This window comes from Ruania zhangjianzhongii (assembly GCF_008000995.1).
GTDB lineage: Bacteria > Actinomycetota > Actinomycetes > Actinomycetales > Beutenbergiaceae > Ruania > Ruania zhangjianzhongii.
The window spans coordinates 2,715,930-2,733,171 of the sequence record NZ_CP042828.1; the positions used below are offsets into that span (position 1 = coordinate 2,715,930).

Genomic DNA, 17,242 nt, shown 5'->3' on the forward strand with positions numbered 1-17,242 from the left:
CTCGATCACCTCGTGTGATCGGGCCAGCTCAACTGCCGCTGGGATCCGGCCTGGCCAGGCATCGTCGTGCCTGAGTGCCGGTAGAAAGGGGCTTGTCCGCGGGATCTGCGCTCCAAGTACTCACCAGTGTACGCGCCAGGGACTCAAATCCGCGGGTACTGTGCCCAACCTCACCTCCGCACGCGCATCGGCGCCCACCTGGCATGATCGCCGCATGGACGACGCGCTCAGGGCCCTGCGGGAGGCGATCGCCGGCGCCGCCCTGCCCCTGGAACTGCCCGAGGCTGCTGCGGCCCGCACAGCGCGCCAGCAGCTCGGTGACCAGCTCGAGGACTACCTGATCCCACGCGCGGCCTCCCTGGAGGCGCCGCTGCTCGCCGTCGTGGGCGGCTCCACCGGTGCGGGCAAGTCGACCCTGGTCAATGCACTGGTCGGCGACGTCCTCACTCCTGCTGGCGCGATCCGGCCCACCACCCGGGACCCGCTGCTGATCCACCACCCCGACGACGCGCACTGGTTCGCCGAAGCACGCATCCTGCCGCACCTCCCTCGGCTGACCACCAGCTCGCCAGGGCAGGAACCGCCGTCGGCTGGCACCTCCCAGGTGCTCCGGCTGACTGCCAGCGAGGCGATCGGCCCCGGCCTGGCGCTGCTGGACGCACCGGACATCGACTCGGTGGTGGATGCGAACCGGCACCTCGCCGCCCAGCTGCTCGCCGCCGCCGACCTGTGGCTGTTCGTCACCACGGCACACCGCTATGCCGATGCGGTGCCCTGGGACCTGCTCACCGCCGCCGCCGCGCGGGACGTGGTGGTCTCGGTGGTACTGGACCGGATACCGCCGCAGGTGCAGGCGGAAGTCAGCGACGATCTGGCCGGCATGCTCGCCGATCACGGCCTCCGCGAGGCGCCGCTGTTCCTGCTCACCGAGACCGAGCTGGACGTGCGCGGCATGCTGCCTCACGGCGCTGTGGACGATCTGCGCGGCTGGCTGGACCACCTCACCGAGGACGCCGCGGCCCGCAGTCAGGTCGCCCGGCGCACCCTGGCCGGTGCGGTGCGCGGCGCCACCACCTCGGCCGGCACCATCACGGCCGCCGTCGACGCGCAGACCCGCGCCGCGCAGGACCTGCACCAGCAGGTGGCGGAGATCTTCGACGTCACCGAGCTGCTCGGCCGGGTCGCCGACGGCGCACTGCTGCGTGGCGAGGTGCTGTCCCGCTGGCAGGACTTCGTCGGCACCGGGGAGTTCTTCCGGTCCGTCGAGGCAGGCGTCGGTCGCCTCCGGGACCGCGCGACGGCGTTCGTCACCGGCAAGCCCCGCCCGGCCCGCCGCGTAGAGCGTGCGTTGGAGCAGGGGCTGCACAGTGTGCTCACCGAGCAGGCGGATCAGGCCGCCTACCGCGCCTACAGCCAGCTCTGGCAGCAGCCGGCCAGCCGCCCGATGCTCACCGGCGCCGAGCTGGAGCGAGCCGCAGAGACCTTCTCCGCCGATGCCGCCACCGCGATCCGGGACTGGCAGCGGTACGTGCTCGAGCTGGTGCGGACCGAGGGCAAGGACAAGCGGTTCACCGCCCGGGTACTGGCGTTCGGGGTGAACGGGATCGCCGTGGTGCTGATGGTGCTCGCGTTCGCCTCCACTGGAGGCCTGGTCGGCGCCGAAGTGGCGATCGCCGGCGGTACCGCAGTGGTTGCACAGAAGCTGCTCGAGGCGATCTTCGGCGACCAGGCGGTGCGGCGGCTTGCCGAGAACGCGCGGCAGGACCTCGCCGAGCGGGTCACCGGCCTGTTCGAGGGCGAACGGGCCCGGTTCACCCAGTTGCTACCGAACCCTCGCGGCACGCAGGCCTCCGCAGAGCAGATCCGCCGGGCTGTGACCGCGCTGGGACGCGCGGCCGAGGAGCTCGCGTGAAGCGGGCCCAGGGCTCGTTGGCCCAGCGGCTCGCCGCCCTGCAGCGGGCCACCGACCTGGCGGAGAAGGTTCGCCACGCGGCCGGAGGCAGCCATCCCGAGCTGCAGAACGCGATCCAGCTCGCCCGCGGGGCCACCACCCGGGCCGAGCAGCGGGTCGAGCTGTCCGCGGAGCACACCGTGGTCGCCCTGGCCGGGGCCACCGGCAGCGGCAAGTCCTCGCTGCTGAACGCCCTCGCCGGCGCGGCGGTCGCCACCGTTGGTGCCCGGCGGCCGACGACTGCGCAGGCGCAGGCGGTGATCTGCCGCGGCGGCGAACCTACGGACCCGGGTGAGCTGCTGGACTGGCTCGGTGTGACCCACCGCGCCGAGGTGAACCACTCCCGGCTCGCGTCGGCCGTGCTGATCGACCTGCCGGACGTGGACTCGTTGCGCCGGGACCACCACCTGCGTGCTGAGCACCTCACCCAGCGCGCCGATGTCCTGGTCTGGGTGCTCGACCCGCAGAAGTACGCCGATGCCGTCGTCCACCAGCAGTACCTGCGCCCGATGGCCCGGCACGCGGACGTGATGCTGGTGGTGCTGAACCAGGTGGACACCCTCGCCGGCGCGGACCGCCGGCCGGTGCTCGCCGACCTCACCGACCGCCTGGCCGCCGACGGGCTGGAGAAGGTCACCGTGCTGCCCACCTCGGCGACCACCGGCGAAGGGCTCGAGGACCTGACCACGGCGATCTCCGCCGTCGCCCGGGACCGGAAGAACGTGCAGCGCCGGCTCTCGGCCGACCTGGCCACTGCGGCGGACACGCTTGCCCAGGTCTGCCCGCCGGTGCAGGCACCCGGGGTGAGCCCCGGGGTGCGGCGCGCGCTCACCGAGCAGCTGAGCACCGCAGTCGGGGCCGACCGAGTCGCCGATGCGGTGGCCAGCTCGTTCCGGATGCGGGCCAAGGCGCGCACCGGCTGGCCGATCACCCGGTGGCTCGGCCGGTTCCGGGTGGACCCGCTGCGGCGACTGCACCTGGGCGGCGGCCTCGGTCGGCACCCCGCCCCGGGCCACCCCACCGACGGCCACGATGGCGAGGTGCTCACTGCGCCATCGATGCCGGAGCAGGACCCTGCCGCACAGGCCGCAGTGGGTCGGGCGCTCACCCAGGCCACCAGCGACGTGGTCGGAGCCAGTGAGCCACCGTGGCGGCAGTACCTGCACGCCGAGGTCTCCCAGCAGGGCCCCGAGGTGACCCAGAGCGGTCAGGAGGCGATCGCCGGGGTGCTCGCCCGCAGCCCGGACCGGCGCGCCGGGAAGGACCCCTCCTGGTTCGCCCTGTGCAGCGCGCTGCAGTGGTTGCTGTTCGCAGTGCTGGCAGTCGGACTGCTGTGGCTGGCGGCGATCCTCGGACTGCGCTACCTGGGCGTGGGTCCGATCTGGACGCCTCAGCTCGGACCGGTGCCGGCGCAGCCGCCCTGGCCGGAGCTGCCGGCAGTGCCGTGGCCGGTGGCGCTGCTGGTCGCCGGGGCGGCGGCCGGGGTGCTGGTCGCCGTGGGCACGGCCGTGGCAGCTCGGGTCGGGGCGGGTCGGCGCCGGCGCCGGATGCACCGGCGGCTGACCGAGGCGATCGGGGTGGTTGCCGGGCGGGACGTCCTCGACCCACTGGCCGGACGCGTCGGTGAGGCCGAGGAGTACGCCGACGCGATCCGGCAGGTGGTGGGGAAGCATTAGGATCGACTGGCGTCGCGACCACCGCGGCCCAGTCACGTTCCCGGGAGGATCCTCGTGCTTCGTACCCACCAGGCCGGCACCCTGCGCGCCGGTGACATCGGCACCATCGTCACCCTGACCGGGTGGGTGGACCGTCGTCGCGATCACGGTGGGGTCGCGTTCCTGGATCTGCGGGATGCCTCGGGGATCGTGCAGGTGGTGGTGCGCGATGAGGAGGTGGCCCACCCGCTGCGCTCGGAGTTCGTCCTGCAGGTGAGCGGTGAGGTCGCCGAGCGCCCGGAGGGGAACACCAACCCGAACCTCGGCACCGGTGAGATCGAGGTGATCGCGAGCGACGTCGTCGTGCTGAACACCTCCGCTGCGCTGCCGTTCCAGGTCTCCACAGCCATCGACGAACAGGTGAGTGTGGGGGAGGAGGTGGCGCTGAAGTACCGCTACCTCGACCTGCGCCGGCCGGGTCCGGCCAGTGCGCTCCGGTTGCGTTCGGCGGTGAACCGGGCCGCACGGACCGTGCTCGACGGCGAGGGGTTCGTGGAGATCGAGACACCCACGCTGACCAGGTCTACTCCGGAGGGGGCGCGGGACTTCGTGGTGCCGGCGCGGTTGGCGCCGGGCTCCTGGTACGCCCTGCCGCAGTCGCCGCAGCTGTTCAAGCAGCTGTTGATGGTGGCCGGGATGGAGCGGTACTACCAGATCGCCCGCTGCTACCGGGACGAGGACTTCCGTGCCGACCGGCAGCCGGAGTTCACCCAGCTGGACGTGGAGCTGAGCTTCGCCGAGCAGGACGACGTGATCGCCCTGGCCGAGCAGGTGCTGACGGCCCTGTGGGAGCTGATCGGGCACACCATCACCACCCCGATCCCGCGGATCACGTACGCCGAGGCGATGCGCCGGTACGGCACCGACAAGCCGGACCTGCGCTTCGACCTGGAGCTGACCGACCTGACCGACTACTTCGCCGACACCTCGTTCCGGGTGTTCCAGGCGCCCTACGTGGGCGCTGTGGTGATGCCCGGTGGTGGCAGTCAGCCGCGCCGGCAGTTCGACGCGTGGCAGGAGTGGGCCAAGCAGCGCGGCGCCAAGGGGCTGGCGTACGTCACGGTCGCCGACGACGGCACCCTGGGCGGCCCGGTGGCGAAGAACCTCACCGACACCGAGCGCGACGGGCTGGCCGCCGCCACCGGTGCCGCACCGGGGGACTGCATCTTCTTCGCCGCCGGCACCCGGAACGCCGGCCGAGCCCTGCTCGGTGCGGCCCGGCTGGAGATCGGCCGCCGCTGTGAGCTCATCGACACCGAGGCCTGGGCGTTCGTGTGGGTGGTGGATGCACCGTTGTTCGAAGCCGCCGACGAGGCAGTGGCCGCTGGTGACGTGGCCGTGGGCAGTGGCAAGTGGACGGCGGTGCACCACGCGTTCACCTCGCCCCGGCCGGAGTACCTGGACTCCTTCGACACCGACCCCGGCAGCGCCCTGGCCTATGCCTACGACATCGTCTGCAACGGCAACGAGATCGGTGGTGGGTCGATCCGTATCCACTCCCGCGAGGTGCAGGAGCGGGTGTTCGCCGTGATGGGGATCAGCGAGGAGGAGGCCGAGGAGAAGTTCGGGTTCCTGCTCGAGGCGTTCGCCTACGGTGCCCCACCGCACGGCGGGATCGCCTTCGGCTGGGACCGGATCGTGGCGTTGCTGGCCGGAGCCGACTCCATCCGGGACGTGATCGCGTTCCCGAAGTCCGGTGGCGGTTACGACCCGCTCACCGGTGCGCCGGCGCCGATCACCGCGGCACAGCGCAAAGAGGCCGGAGTGGATGCGAAGCCGGAACCGAAGGGCGGGCCGGAGGCCGCTGCTGCTGCGGCGGGCGGTGCAGACGCCGCCAGCACCGCCTCGCGGTGAGCACGGCGCCCACTCCGCGCTTCTTTCCGGTCCGCAATCCATCGGACGTTCCACAGCCGTGGCGCACGTTCCCGTTTCTGGCCGCCGACCTGCCTCGGTACACCGACACGATCGCCTGGGGTGATGCCCGCGCCCTCGCGCTGACCACAGTGGCCGGTGACGGGACCAGCCGGGCGCTGGTCGGCGTCGGCGAGCCGGAGGAGCTGGCCCCCGTGGTCGCGGCGGCGTTCGACGACGGTGGGTCAGCACTGCCGGGTAGCGGCCTGGAGTCCACTTCGGTGGCCGTGGCCAGTCTGACCCGGGGCGCCTGGGACCTGGTGCCGGCCCTCGTGCGCGATCGGCTCGGGCTCGAGCAGGTGGCGCACTGGGACTGGCTGGTGACCACCACCGAGCCGCCGGCCCAGCCCGGGGAGGATCGGGTGGTCGAGCTGGATCTGACCACCGACCGGGCGGAACTGGCGGGTCTGCAGCGCCTGGTGCTGCCGCAGAGCTACACCACCCTGGACCGGCCGGACACACGCTGGTTCGGCTGGCGGGACTCCGGCGGTGTGCTGCGCTGCATGGCGGCAGCGACCGTCCGGGCGGGTGAGCTGCACCTGGGCTCGATCGGTACGCACCCACAGTGGCGCCGTCGTGGCTTGGCCGCGATGATGACGGCGGCGCTGACCCGGATCGGGCTGGCCCAGGCCGGTCAGGTGAGCCTGGGGCTGTACGCGGACAACGTCGCCGCCCGGCGGGTGTACCTGCGGCTGGGGTATCGCCTCGGCCAGGAGGTGGAGTCCCGCCGCCCCGCTCGCTGACTTCGGCCTGGTCGTCCTGTGGGGAGTGCGCTGGGGCGCACCTCTGACATGACGACCCGTGCTTAGTGCTGGATGCCGAAGCGGCGGTGCAGGCGGGCGAGCGGGCGGGGTGCCCACCAGTTGCGCCGGCCGAGCAGGGTCATCGTCGCCGGTACCAGCAGCATCCGCACCAGCGTGGCGTCGATCAGCACGGTCACCGCTAGCGCCACCCCGACCTCCTTGATCGGCAGCAGCTCCCCGCTGGCGAAGCCGGCAAACACCACGATGATCACCAGCGCCGCCGAGGTGATGATCCGCCCGGACTGCTGCAGGCCAGCGCGCACCGAGGCGTCATTGTCACCGAGGTGGATACCCCCGCGGCCACCGTCGTAGAACTCCTTGATCCGGGCGATGAGGAACACCTCGTAGTCCATCGCCAAGCCGAAGCCGAACGCGACCACCACCGCCACCACATAGGACTCCAGGCCTCCGACCGGGGTGAAGTCGAGCAGCCCGGCCAGATGCCCCTCCTGGAACACCCAGGTGGTCACGCCGAGCGACGCGGACAAGGACAGCGCGTTCACGATCAGCGCCTTCAGCGGCACCAGCAACGAGCCGGTCATCAGGAACAGCAGCACGAAGGTGGCCAGCACCACGATGCCGGCAGCGAGGGGGAGTCCTTGCACCAGCGCCTCGGTGAAGTCGAGCTGGTTCGCCGCCTGGCCGAGTACCCAGATCTGGGCCACCGGTGTCGGGTCGAGGTCACGGATGGCCCGAACCACGTCGGTCGCGACCTCACCACCGGGGTCGGCGGAGTCCACCTGGACGGCGAGGACCTGGTACTGCTCGTTCACCTCCTCGGCGACCGTGGCCTCGGTCACGCCGGCGACTCCGGCGACCTGCTCGGCGAACGTCGCAGCGTCCTCCGCACTCCCGGCCACCAGCACCTGCACCGGAGGCGTGTTGAACGCCGGGTACTGCTCCTCGACCACGGTGAGGAACTCACGCTGGTCCGAGCCTTCCGGCACCATCTCGGTCGTGGTGTTCCGCAGGTTCAGGCCGAGCAGCGGGGAGGCCAGGAACACCAGAACACCGGCGGTCGCGACCATCACCAGCCACGGGCGCCGTTGCACCCCACCGGCCAGTCGGGAGAAGAACCCATGCTCGGGTGCACTCTCGCCGAGCGTGCCGAGCAGCGCCCGGAGCCCGGGAACCCGGCGCAGCAGCGGCGGACGGAGCATCCGCCGCCCGCGCAGCGCCAGCAGCGCCGGCACCAGAGTGAGTGCCGAGGCCACCGCGATCACCACCACCGAGACCCCGGCAGCTCCGAGCGAGCGGAGGATCTCCGGGCGGAGCAGCAGCAGCCCGGCGATCGCGATCGCCACGGTGAGGGCGGAGAACGTGACTGTACGCCCCGCCGTCGTGAGCGTGCTGCGCAAGGCACGTTCCACTGCGGCATCACGGCGCCGCGACTGCCGCCGAGCCCGGGTGCGGCGCCGCTCACCCGGTAGCGTCTCGGCCAGCTCCGCATCCACTTCGCGGCGGATCTCCTCCCGGTACCGGGAGACGATCAGCAGGCCGTAGTCGATGGATAGCCCGAGGCCGAGGACGGTGACGACGTTCACCACCACCGAGTCCAGCTCGATCAGGTGGGAGAACCCGAGCAGTGCCCCCAGGCCCCCGCCGATCGACGCGATCGCACCGGCGAGCGGCATCCCCGCCGCGAGGAACCCGCCGAAGACCACCACCATGATCAGCAACGAGATCGGCAGCGCGACCGCCTCACCGCGGGTGAGGTCCTTCTCCATCTGGTCCACGATCGAGGCGGTGAGCAGGGCGTCGCTGGAGACGACCACGCGGGCCGGCTCGCCCAGCTCGGTCCCGAAGGCGGTGAGCTGATCTGCCACGTCCTGCTCCGCCGCCGTCTCCGCGTCCGCCGAGAGGGCACCGTCCAGAGTGACGGTGATCAGGAACCCGTTGCCGTCGGCGGCCAGGAACGGTGCAGCCTGCTCGGACTCGAGGCCCTCGGGGAACACGAACGGGTCCGCGACCGCTTCCACCCCCTCGGTACCGAGCAGCCGGGAGTGCGTGCTGGTGAGGGCCCGGCCGGCGGTGCTCACCGCCTGCTCGTCTGCCATCTCCACGCCGAGCACCACTGCGGTCACCGTGGTCGGCTCCTCGGCCGCGTCGGCGAGGATCTCCCGGCCTTCCTGGCTCTCGGCCCCGGGCACCTGTGGCTCCCCGGAGTGCAGCCGGTCGAAGAGCCCTTGGCCACCGAAGCCGGTCAGCGCGAGGCTGCCGGCTACGGCCACCAGCAGGATCCAGGACAGTACCGTGAACAGAGGGTGTCGGGCGATCGTGCGCCCCAGGCGATCGAACACGGACCAATCATGGCAGCCGCGTAGGCTGGCGTCGTGGATCTGTTCGAGTCCGCCGGTCAAGACAACAGCGGCGTCCCCCGCACCTGGGACGCGGCACCGTTGGCGGTACGGATGCGGCCGGCTGCGGCCGATGAGGTGCTCGGGCAACAGCATCTCCTGGAGCCGGGGTCACCGCTGCGCCGACTGATCGAGCCGCCCCAGCCGGGATCGCTGCCGCCGTCCTCTGTGGTGCTCTGGGGCCCGCCGGGCACCGGGAAGACCACCCTCGCCTACCTGGTGGCGCAATCCTCCGGGCGCCGATTCGTGGAGCTGTCCGCAGTGACCGCCGGGGTGAAAGACGTCCGCGCGGTGATCGAGGCGGCCCGCCGACGGCTGGTCACCTCCGGGGAGGAGACCGTGCTGTTCATCGACGAGGTGCACCGGTTCTCCAAGACCCAGCAGGACGCGCTGCTGCCGGCGGTGGAGAACCGGTGGATCACCCTGATGGCCGCGACGACGGAGAACCCGTCCTTCTCGGTGATCTCCCCACTGCTCTCCCGCTCGATCATGCTGACGCTACGGGAACTGACCAGCGCCGACCTGGACGCTCTGGTGACCAGGGCGCTGACCGACGAGCGGGGTCTCAATGCGAGGATCGAGCTAGCCGACGAGGCTCGGGACTACCTGCTCCGCCTCGCCGGCGGTGATGCCCGCAAGGCACTGACCATCGTGGAGGCCGCCGCCGGTACCGCCCTGGAGTCCGGTGCGGAGCAGATCACCCTGGAGGCGATGGAACAGGCCATCGACGTTGCCGCCGTGCGCTACGACCGGGACGGCGACCAGCACTACGACGTGATCAGTGCATTCATCAAGTCGATGCGCGGCAGCGATGTGGACGCCGCGCTGCATTACCTGGCCCGGATGGTGGTCGCGGGGGAGGACCCCCGGTTCATCGCCCGCCGGATCGTGATCGCCGCCGCCGAGGACGTCGGGATGGCCGACCCCACCGCGCTGCAGACTGCAGTGGCGGCAGCCCAGGCGGTGGCGCTGATCGGGATGCCCGAAGCCCGGATCATCCTCGCTGAAGCCGTCGTGCACGTGGCCAGCGCGCCAAAGTCGAACGCGGCCTACACCGGGATCGACGAGGCGATCGCGGAGGTCCGGGCCGGCAATGCCGGCACGGTGCCCGCCCACCTGCGCGACACCCATTACAGCGGTGCGAAGAAGCTGGGCCACGGCCTGGCGTACGTCTACTCGCACGACGAACCACACGCCGTCGCCAAGCAGACCTATCTGCCCGAGGAGCTCACCGGCGCCCGATACTACCGACCGACCGACCGAGGCTTCGAACGGACGTTGTCCGAACGGTTGGAGCGGGTGCGTGGGCTGCTCGGACGCGATAGTTGACCTCAGCCGGGGAACCCCGAGACCACCGCAGCGCCCACCGCTGGCCGTCCGGCCAGCAGGTGCCGCCACCGGTGGGCATGCGGTGACCGTGGTCACCACCGGTGGCCCGCCGGGATGGGCTACACTTGCCAGGTTGCCCAGACGGGCACGCCTGGGGTCTTAGCCGACGGCTCTGCCACCCACCGACGCTCTGCCGAGCACTTGCTCGGGTGAGGCGCTCGGGAACGAGCAGACCTGGAGTTGACCCCGCACGCCCGGTGCGAACCTCGCCCGGTGGTGTGACGTTGAGATCACGACAGGAAGTAGTTCATGGCTTCGAAGAACCGCACGCGCCGGCAGGTCCGGCTCTCTCGCGCCCTGGGGCTCGCGCTGACCCCCAAGGCCGTCAAGTATTTCGAGAAGCGGCCCTACCCGCCGGGTGAGCACGGCCGCGCCCGCCGCCGCACCGAGTCCGACTACGCGGTCCGGCTGAAGGAGAAGCAGCGTCTGCGCGCCCAGTACGGCCTCCGCGAGGCTCAGCTGCGCCGCGCGTTCGAGGAGGCCCGCCGCGAGGAGGGCCTGACCGGTGAGACGCTGGTGGAGAACCTGGAGACCCGCCTGGACGCCTTGGTACTGCGTGCCGGCTTCGGTCGGACGATGGCCCAGGCCCGCCAGCACGTGGTGCACCGCCACATCCTGGTCGACGGCAAGCTGGTGGACCGCCCCTCCTACCGGGTGAAGCCCGGCCAGGTCGTGCAGGCGAAGCCACGCAGCCAGACCATGGTGCCGTTCCAGGTGGCCGCCGCCGGCGCCCACCGGGACGTGCTGCCGAACCTGCCGGAGTACTTGGACGTCCAGCTGGAGAAGCTGCGCTTCGAGTTGGTCCGCCGTCCGAAGCGGGCCGAGGTGCCGATCACCTGCGACGTGCAGCTGGTCGTCGAGCACTACTCGCGCTGACCGAGCACCACGCGCGCCCCGGGGGGACACCGCTTGCGGTGTGCACCCGGGGCGCCGTTGTCGGTGCCACACCCGCCCCGGCCCGGGTAGGGTCACCTGTGGGCTGCCGCATCCGGCGCCCGCCCCACGACATCAGGAGGAGCCACCGCCATGTCCATCGGCGACATTGCCGGACTCATTGCCGCGATCGCCTTCGTGCTCCTGGTTGGCGCACTGGCCGTACCGCTGCTGAAGCTCGGCCGCGTGATGGACGAGGCTCGCCGCAGCCTCGCCGACGTCACTGAGCACACCCTCCCGGTGATCGACGAGGCCGCCACCACCATCAGTTCCACGAATGGCCAGATCGCGAAGGTGGACACCGTCACCACAGCGGCAGCCGAGGTCTCCACGAACGTCTCCGCCCTCACCTCGCTGGTGGCAGCCACGGTCGGTGCCCCGCTGATCAAGATGGCAGCGTTCTCGATGGCCGTGCGCGGACTCTTCCGCCGGGGGGAGAAGAAGTCGTGAAGCGTGCCGTCTGGATCGGACTCGGCGTGGTCGGAACCATTGTGGTGCTTCGGCAGGTCGCCAAGGCGAACGAACGGTTCGGGGCCGTGGCCAAGCTGACCAGCCCGGCGGGCATCGCCGACTCGATCGCCTCCCTGGCCGTCGCCGCGAAAGAGCTCGGCGAGCAGGTGCGCACCTCGATGGCGGAGAACGAGGCCGCGCTGATGGAGGCGCTGATGCCCAGTGAGGAAGAGCTGGCTCGCGCACGGGACGTGCGCGCCCAGCGCCGCAACACCGACGCCGACGACCCGTTCGCCGCCGGTGTGGAGTTCACCGACGACGACTGGTCCGACTGACCGGACCCTGCCCACCCAGACCTCCCGCTGAGTAGACGAGACCCGATGCGTACCGCAGAGATCCACCGCCGATGGCTGACCTACTTCTCCGAACGTGGCCACACTGTGGTGCCGAGCGCGCCGCTGGTGTCCCCGGATCCATCGATCCTGTTCACCATCGCCGGCATGGTGCCGTTCATCCCCTACATCGTGGGCACGGAGAAGGCTCCTTGGCCCCGTGCGGTCAGTGTGCAGAAGTGCATCCGCACCAACGACATCGAGAACGTCGGCAAGACCACCCGGCACGGCACGTTCTTCCAGATGGGTGGGAACTTCTCCTTCGGTGACTACTTCAAGCGGGAGTCGATCGGCTTCTCCTGGGAGCTGCTCACCAGCTCGGTTGCCGACGGCGGATTCGGCCTGGACGGCGACCGCATCTGGGTGACGATCTGGGATCAGGACGACGACGCCCGGCAGGCGTTGGCCGAGATCGGCGTCGATCCGGCGCACGTGGTACGGCTGCCCAAGGAGGAGAACTTCTGGGACACCGGCCAGCCCGGACCGGCCGGCCCCTGTGCGGAGTTCCACTACGACCGCGGCCCCGCCTACGGTCCGGATGCCGTCGGTGGCACGGTGGACCCTGGCGGCGACCGGTACCTGGAGATCTACAACAACGTCTTCGACCAGTTCCTGCGGGGTGAGGGTCAGGGCAAGGACTACCCGCTCCTCGGTGAGCTCGAGCAGAAGTCGATCGACACCGGCCTCGGCGTGGAGCGCCTGGCGTTCCTGCTCCAGGACCGGGAGAACATGTTCGAGATCGATCAGACGTTCCCGGTGATCCAGTCGGTCGAGGAGCTGACCGGCCGGCGGTACCGGCTCGGTGAGAACTCCGCCGAACCTGACCAGGTGCAGATGCGCGTGGTGGCCGATCACGTGCGCTCTGCACTGATGCTGATCACCGACGGCGTACGGCCGGGAAATGACGGCCGCGGCTACGTGCTCCGGCGGCTGATCCGCCGCGCGGTGCGCTCGATGCGGCTCCTCGGCGTGGACGAGCCGGCGATGCCGCACCTGCTGCCGGTCTCCAAGGGCGCCATGGCGGAGGTGTACCCGGAGCTGGAGGAGTCCTTCCCGACGATCTCCCAGGTGGCCTACGAGGAGGAGCAGGCGTTCCGCCGCACGCTGGCTTCGGGGACCACCATCCTGGACACCGCCGTCGGCCGGGCCAAGTCCTCGGGTGCCAAGCCCGTGCTCTCCGGCGACGACGCCTTCGCGCTGCACGATACGTATGGTTTCCCGATCGACCTCACCCTGGAGATGGCCGCCGAGCAGGGTGTGCAGGTGGACGAGGGGCGCTTCCGTTCCCTGATGGCCGAGCAGCGTCAGCGCGCCCGCGCCGACGCGCTGGCGAAGAAGACCGGGCACGTCGACCTTGCCGTCTACCGCGACTTCCTCAGCGCGCTCGACGGTGGCGACACGTTCCTCGGCTACACCGACGCCACGACCTCGGCTCGGGTGGTCGGGCTGGTGGTTGACGGCACGGCCGCACCGGTGGCCCATGCACCGGCGGACGTCGAGGTCATCCTGGACCAGACCCCGTTCTACGCCGAGGCGGGCGGACAGCTCGCCGACCAGGGCACGATCAGCCTCGCCAGCGGTGGCGTGGTGGACGTGGCCGATGTGCAGTCCCCGGTGAAGGGCCTGCACGTCCACCGCGGCCGCCTCACCGAGGGCAGCATCGCCCTGGACGAGGTGGCGGTGGCCCAGATCGACACCGACCGTCGTCGTGCGATCGCCAAGGCGCACACTGCCACGCACATGGTGCACAAGGCCCTGCACGAGATGCTCGGCGAGCAGGCCACCCAGGCCGGATCGGAGAACGCGCCGTCCCGGCTGCGGTTCGACTTCCGGCACGGCAGCCAGGTACCGGCCTCGGTGATCGGGGAGATCGACCAGCGGGTAAACGAGCGACTCGCCGACGATCTGGACGTCACCGACGAGGTGATGGATCTGGACACCGCACGCGCCCAGGGCGCGATGGCGCTGTTCGGCGAGAAGTATGGTGACCGCGTGCGGGTGGTGTCCATCGGTGGCGACTGGTCCAAGGAGCTCTGCGCCGGTACGCATGTGCAGCGCAGCGGACAGCTCGGTTTGGTCACGGTGCTCGGCGAGTCGTCGATCGGCTCCGGGGTCCGCCGGATCGATGCCCTGGTGGGGCAGGGGGCGTATGACCACCAGGCGAAGGCGCATGCGCTCGTCGGCCAGCTCTCCCAGCTCGTGGGGGTCCGTGGCGAGGAGCTGCCGGAGCGGATCAGCACCGTGCTGAGCCGGCTGAAGGACGCGGAGAAGGAGCTCACCACGCTGCGCCAAGGCCAGCTCCTCGCCCGGGCCGGCGAGCTGGCCAGTTCGGCCACCACCCGAGGAGGCACCCGGTACGTCGGCGCCACCCTCGACGGGCTCGCCGGCGGCGATGACCTTCGTACCCTCGCACTGGACGTGCGCGAGCGGCTCGGTTCGACCGAGGCGGCCGTGGTCCTGCTTGGTGGGGTGGTCAAGGAGCGGCCGATTGTGGTGATCGCCACGAACGAACCGGCACGCGCCGCAGGGATCAAGGCGGGAGCCTTGGTTCGCACGGCGGCGAGCCGGCTCGGTGGCGGTGGAGGAGGTAAGGACGACGTCGCCCAGGGGGGCGGTACCGACGTCGAGGCGCTGCCGGAGGCAGTGTCGGCGGTCGGGGCCGACCTGGACGGTGCCGGTGCCTGACCTGCGAACCGGCGTGCGACTGGCCGTCGATGTCGGCTCGGTCCGCATCGGCGTCGCCCGATGCGATCCGCACGGGATCCTCGCCACACCGGTGCGCACCGTATCCCGCAAGGGACCCGGTGAGGGCCTGACCGAGCTCACCGCACTGGTCCGCGAGCACGAGCCGATCGAGGTGATCGTCGGGCTGCCACGCAGTCTGCACGGCGGGGAGGGGTCGGCAGCAGAGGGGGTGCGGGCGTATTCTGAGAGACTGAGCGCAGCCATCCACCCGGTGCCGGTGCGGCTGGTGGACGAGCGGCTGACCACGGTTTCGGCGCACCAGGCGCTACACGCGGCCGGCCGGAGCGGTCGGAAGCACCGGGCGGTCGTGGACCAGGTGGCGGCGGTGATGATCTTGCAAACAGCACTCGACAACGAACGCAACTCTGGCAGTCCGCCTGGTACGGCGCTCGATGCGCCGCAGGGTGAACAGAACCCCGGAAGCGAGGAGGATCGCACGTGACGGACCTCTTCGACCACCGTAACGAGGTGGCCGACGATGCAGCCGCCGGAACCGCCCGGGCCGAGGCGCGCCGCGTCGAACGGCGGCAGAAGGCGAAGCGGCGCGTACAGCGCCGCCGGAACATCGTCTCGTTCGTGGTGATGATCATCGCGCTGGCCCTGTTGATCGGCGGTGGCTGGGTGCTGGTGCGCCCGCTGCTCACTCCCGAGGACACCGAGACGACGATCACCGACTACCCCGGGCCCGGGACCGGGCAGGTGCAGGTCGTCGTCAGCGAGGGGGACAACGGCTCCGACATCGCGGCCACGCTGACCGAAGCGAACGTGGTGGCCACCGAGGGCGCCTTCGTGTCCGCGTTCAGCGCGAACCCCGATTCCGGGTCCATCCAACCCGGCACCTATGCGCTGCAGGAGGAGATGGCGGCCAGTGACGCGGTCCGTGCCCTCCTCGATCCTGCCTCTCGCGCGGATATGTCGATCACCGTGCCCGAGGGCACCAGGGCGACGACCATCTACGAACGCATCGCCACCCAGCTCGAGGTGGAGGTGGCCGACGTCGAGGCGGCCGCCGAGGACGTGGCCGAGAACCACCTCCCGGACGAGGCGAACGGCAACATCGAGGGCTGGCTGCTGGCCTCCACCTACAACATCCACCCCGACGACACCCCGCAGTCGATCCTGGAGAAGATGGTCGACCGCACCGTGGCCACACTGGACGACCTGGAGGTGCCCAGGAACCAGCGCGAGGACACGTTGACCATCGCCTCGATCATCGAGGCTGAGGTGGTGCTCCCCGAGGACCGGGGCAGGGTCGCACGCGTGGTGCAGAACCGGATCGACGGGTGCAGCGGGGACGGCACCATCGGGATGGACTCCACGCTCGCCTACGGGCTGAACACTCCCGCGGCCGAGATCACCAGTGACCAGTGGGACGACGCAAGCCTGCCGTACAACACCCGGCGGGTGCCGGGGCTGCCCCCGACGCCGATCAACTCGCCGGGGCAGGCAGCCATGGAGGCTGCGCAGAGTCCGGCGAACGGCAACTGGTGCTACTTCGTGACCGTCAACCTGGACACCGGCGAGACCCGCTTCACCGACGACGTGGACGAGCATCACCAGAACCAGGAGGCCTTCCGCGAGTGGGTCGCCGAGAACCGATGACGGCGGAAGTCACTCGCCGCGCCGCCGTGCTCGGGCACCCGGTCGCACACTCCCTCTCGCCGGTGCTGCACCGCAGCGCCTACGCAGCACTCGGCCTCACCGACTGGCAGTACCAGCTCCATGACGTGGACGAGGACGCGTTGGCGGCGTTCCTCACCGGTCTGGACGACTCCTGGGCGGGCCTGAGCCTGACCATGCCGCTCAAGCACGTCTCGCTCACCCTGGCCGACCATGTGGAGCCGCTGGCGAAGGTCGTCGGTGCGGTGAACACGCTGCTGCGCTCACCCGGCGGACTGCTGATCGGTGCGAACACCGACGTGCACGGCATCGCCGCCAGCGTGCGCGAGGTCCAGCCCGCCGAGCACCGGCCACGGCGCGCCGTGGTGGTAGGTGGTGGCGCCACGGCGAGCTCCACCCTCGCCGCACTCGGTGAGCTCGGGATACACGACCCGCTGGTGCTCGCCCGCTCGCTGGCCCGGGTCGGTGCGGTACGCCGGGCCGCCGCCCGGATGGGCATCGAACCGGAGTATCTGGCGCTGGACGCGGCGTCCGTTCCGGACCGCCTGCGGGAGGCGGACATCGTGGTGCTGACCCTGCCGCAGTATGCCGCCGACCCGCTCACCGAGCACTTGGCCGGTCACCGGCTGCGGCCGGACCAGGTGTTGTTGGACGTGGTCTACGCCGGCTGGCCGACGGCGATGGCCGCCGCCTGGTCCGCTGCCGGCGGCACGATCGCTCCGGGCTACCTGATGCTGCTGCACCAGGCGGCGGAGCAGGTGCGGCTGATGACCGGCCACGAGGCCCCAGTGCAAACGATGCGCAGCGCGCTGCTGTCGGCGCTCGAGGAGCGGCAGGTGGCCGGCCCTCTGCCGAGCCCGGGCACCGCACCGGATACGGGCACCGCACCGGACCCGGCCGCTGCAGGCCCGGCCACCGCGCCGGAAACTTCCGGCACCGGTTCTCCACAGGGCTGAGCGCACGCCGGTCTCCGCCT

The 17,242-nt window shown here is 70.9% G+C and carries 13 protein-coding genes; 12 read left to right on the plus strand and 1 reads right to left on the minus strand.

Annotated elements, in window-relative coordinates:
* Positions 1-214: 214 nt before the first annotated feature.
* Genes FU260_RS12600 through FU260_RS12615 form a run of 4 tightly spaced genes read left to right on the plus strand, consistent with a single transcriptional unit; the run spans position 215 to position 6,320 of the window.
* Complete coding sequence (locus tag FU260_RS12600) at positions 215-1,912, plus strand: dynamin family protein (protein WP_147917377.1); 1,698 nt, start codon at positions 215-217, stop codon at positions 1,910-1,912.
* The gene (locus FU260_RS23605; RefSeq protein WP_168211766.1) at positions 1,909-3,627 is read left to right on the plus strand and encodes a GTPase; all 1,719 of its coding nucleotides are present in this window, start codon (positions 1,909-1,911) and stop codon (positions 3,625-3,627) included. Before FU260_RS12600 ends, FU260_RS23605 begins: the two co-directional genes overlap by 4 nt.
* A 54-nt stretch (positions 3,628-3,681) precedes the next feature.
* Positions 3,682-5,520, plus strand: coding sequence for an aspartate--tRNA ligase (gene aspS, locus FU260_RS12610; RefSeq protein WP_147917378.1), 1,839 nt, complete (start codon positions 3,682-3,684; stop codon positions 5,518-5,520).
* Complete coding sequence (locus tag FU260_RS12615) at positions 5,517-6,320, plus strand: GNAT family N-acetyltransferase (protein ID WP_147917379.1); 804 nt, start codon at positions 5,517-5,519, stop codon at positions 6,318-6,320. Before aspS ends, FU260_RS12615 begins: the two co-directional genes overlap by 4 nt.
* A gap of 62 nt (positions 6,321-6,382) precedes the next feature.
* On the opposite strand, the gene FU260_RS12620 is transcribed toward FU260_RS12615, so the two are convergent.
* A complete protein-coding gene (locus tag FU260_RS12620; RefSeq protein ID WP_235912332.1) occupies positions 6,383-8,680 on the minus strand; it encodes an MMPL family transporter in 2,298 nt (765 codons plus the stop codon).
* A gap of 33 nt (positions 8,681-8,713) precedes the next feature.
* Here FU260_RS12620 and FU260_RS12625 point away from each other — a divergent pair, with 33 nt between their 5' ends.
* From FU260_RS12625 to FU260_RS12660, 8 genes are all read left to right on the plus strand, one after another.
* Complete coding sequence (locus FU260_RS12625; protein WP_147917381.1) at positions 8,714-10,066, plus strand: replication-associated recombination protein A; 1,353 nt, start codon at positions 8,714-8,716, stop codon at positions 10,064-10,066.
* A 309-nt stretch (positions 10,067-10,375) separates the two neighbouring features.
* Entirely contained in the window at positions 10,376-11,002 is a 627-nt protein-coding gene (gene rpsD, locus FU260_RS12630) for a 30S ribosomal protein S4 (protein ID WP_147917382.1), read from the plus strand.
* A gap of 150 nt (positions 11,003-11,152) precedes the next feature.
* Positions 11,153-11,509: a DUF948 domain-containing protein gene (locus FU260_RS12635; protein ID WP_147917383.1), complete on the plus strand. Its 357-nt coding sequence runs from the start codon at positions 11,153-11,155 to the stop codon at positions 11,507-11,509.
* Positions 11,506-11,844, plus strand: a complete 339-nt coding sequence (locus FU260_RS12640; RefSeq protein ID WP_147917384.1) for a hypothetical protein — start codon at positions 11,506-11,508, stop codon at positions 11,842-11,844. The genes FU260_RS12635 and FU260_RS12640 overlap by 4 nt, the downstream gene beginning before the upstream one ends.
* Positions 11,845-11,889: 45 nt before the next feature.
* On the plus strand, positions 11,890-14,586 hold the full coding sequence (alaS, locus tag FU260_RS12645; RefSeq protein ID WP_147917385.1) for an alanine--tRNA ligase: 2,697 nt from the start codon (positions 11,890-11,892) through the stop codon (positions 14,584-14,586).
* Positions 14,579-15,088: a Holliday junction resolvase RuvX gene (gene ruvX / locus FU260_RS12650; protein WP_235912333.1), complete on the plus strand. Its 510-nt coding sequence runs from the start codon at positions 14,579-14,581 to the stop codon at positions 15,086-15,088. Before alaS ends, ruvX begins: the two co-directional genes overlap by 8 nt.
* The gene (mltG, locus tag FU260_RS12655; RefSeq protein ID WP_147917386.1) at positions 15,085-16,248 is read left to right on the plus strand and encodes an endolytic transglycosylase MltG; all 1,164 of its coding nucleotides are present in this window, start codon (positions 15,085-15,087) and stop codon (positions 16,246-16,248) included. The genes ruvX and mltG overlap by 4 nt, the downstream gene beginning before the upstream one ends.
* On the plus strand, positions 16,245-17,222 hold the full coding sequence (locus tag FU260_RS12660) for a shikimate dehydrogenase (protein WP_147917387.1): 978 nt from the start codon (positions 16,245-16,247) through the stop codon (positions 17,220-17,222). The genes mltG and FU260_RS12660 overlap by 4 nt, the downstream gene beginning before the upstream one ends.
* Positions 17,223-17,242: the final 20 nt, after the last annotated feature.

What these genes read in the sequence shown, in the direction of transcription:
- FU260_RS12600 (WP_147917377.1), top strand. Translation starts at nt 215, where the DNA reads ATGGACGACGCGCTCAGGGCCCTGCGGGAGGCGATCGCCGGCGCCGCC.
- rpsD (WP_147917382.1), top strand. Translation starts at nt 10,376, where the DNA reads ATGGCTTCGAAGAACCGCACGCGCCGGCAGGTCCGGCTCTCTCGCGCC.
- FU260_RS12635 (WP_147917383.1), top strand. Translation starts at nt 11,153, where the DNA reads ATGTCCATCGGCGACATTGCCGGACTCATTGCCGCGATCGCCTTCGTG.
- alaS (WP_147917385.1), top strand. Translation starts at nt 11,890, where the DNA reads ATGCGTACCGCAGAGATCCACCGCCGATGGCTGACCTACTTCTCCGAA.
- FU260_RS12660 (WP_147917387.1), top strand. Translation starts at nt 16,245, where the DNA reads ATGACGGCGGAAGTCACTCGCCGCGCCGCCGTGCTCGGGCACCCGGTC.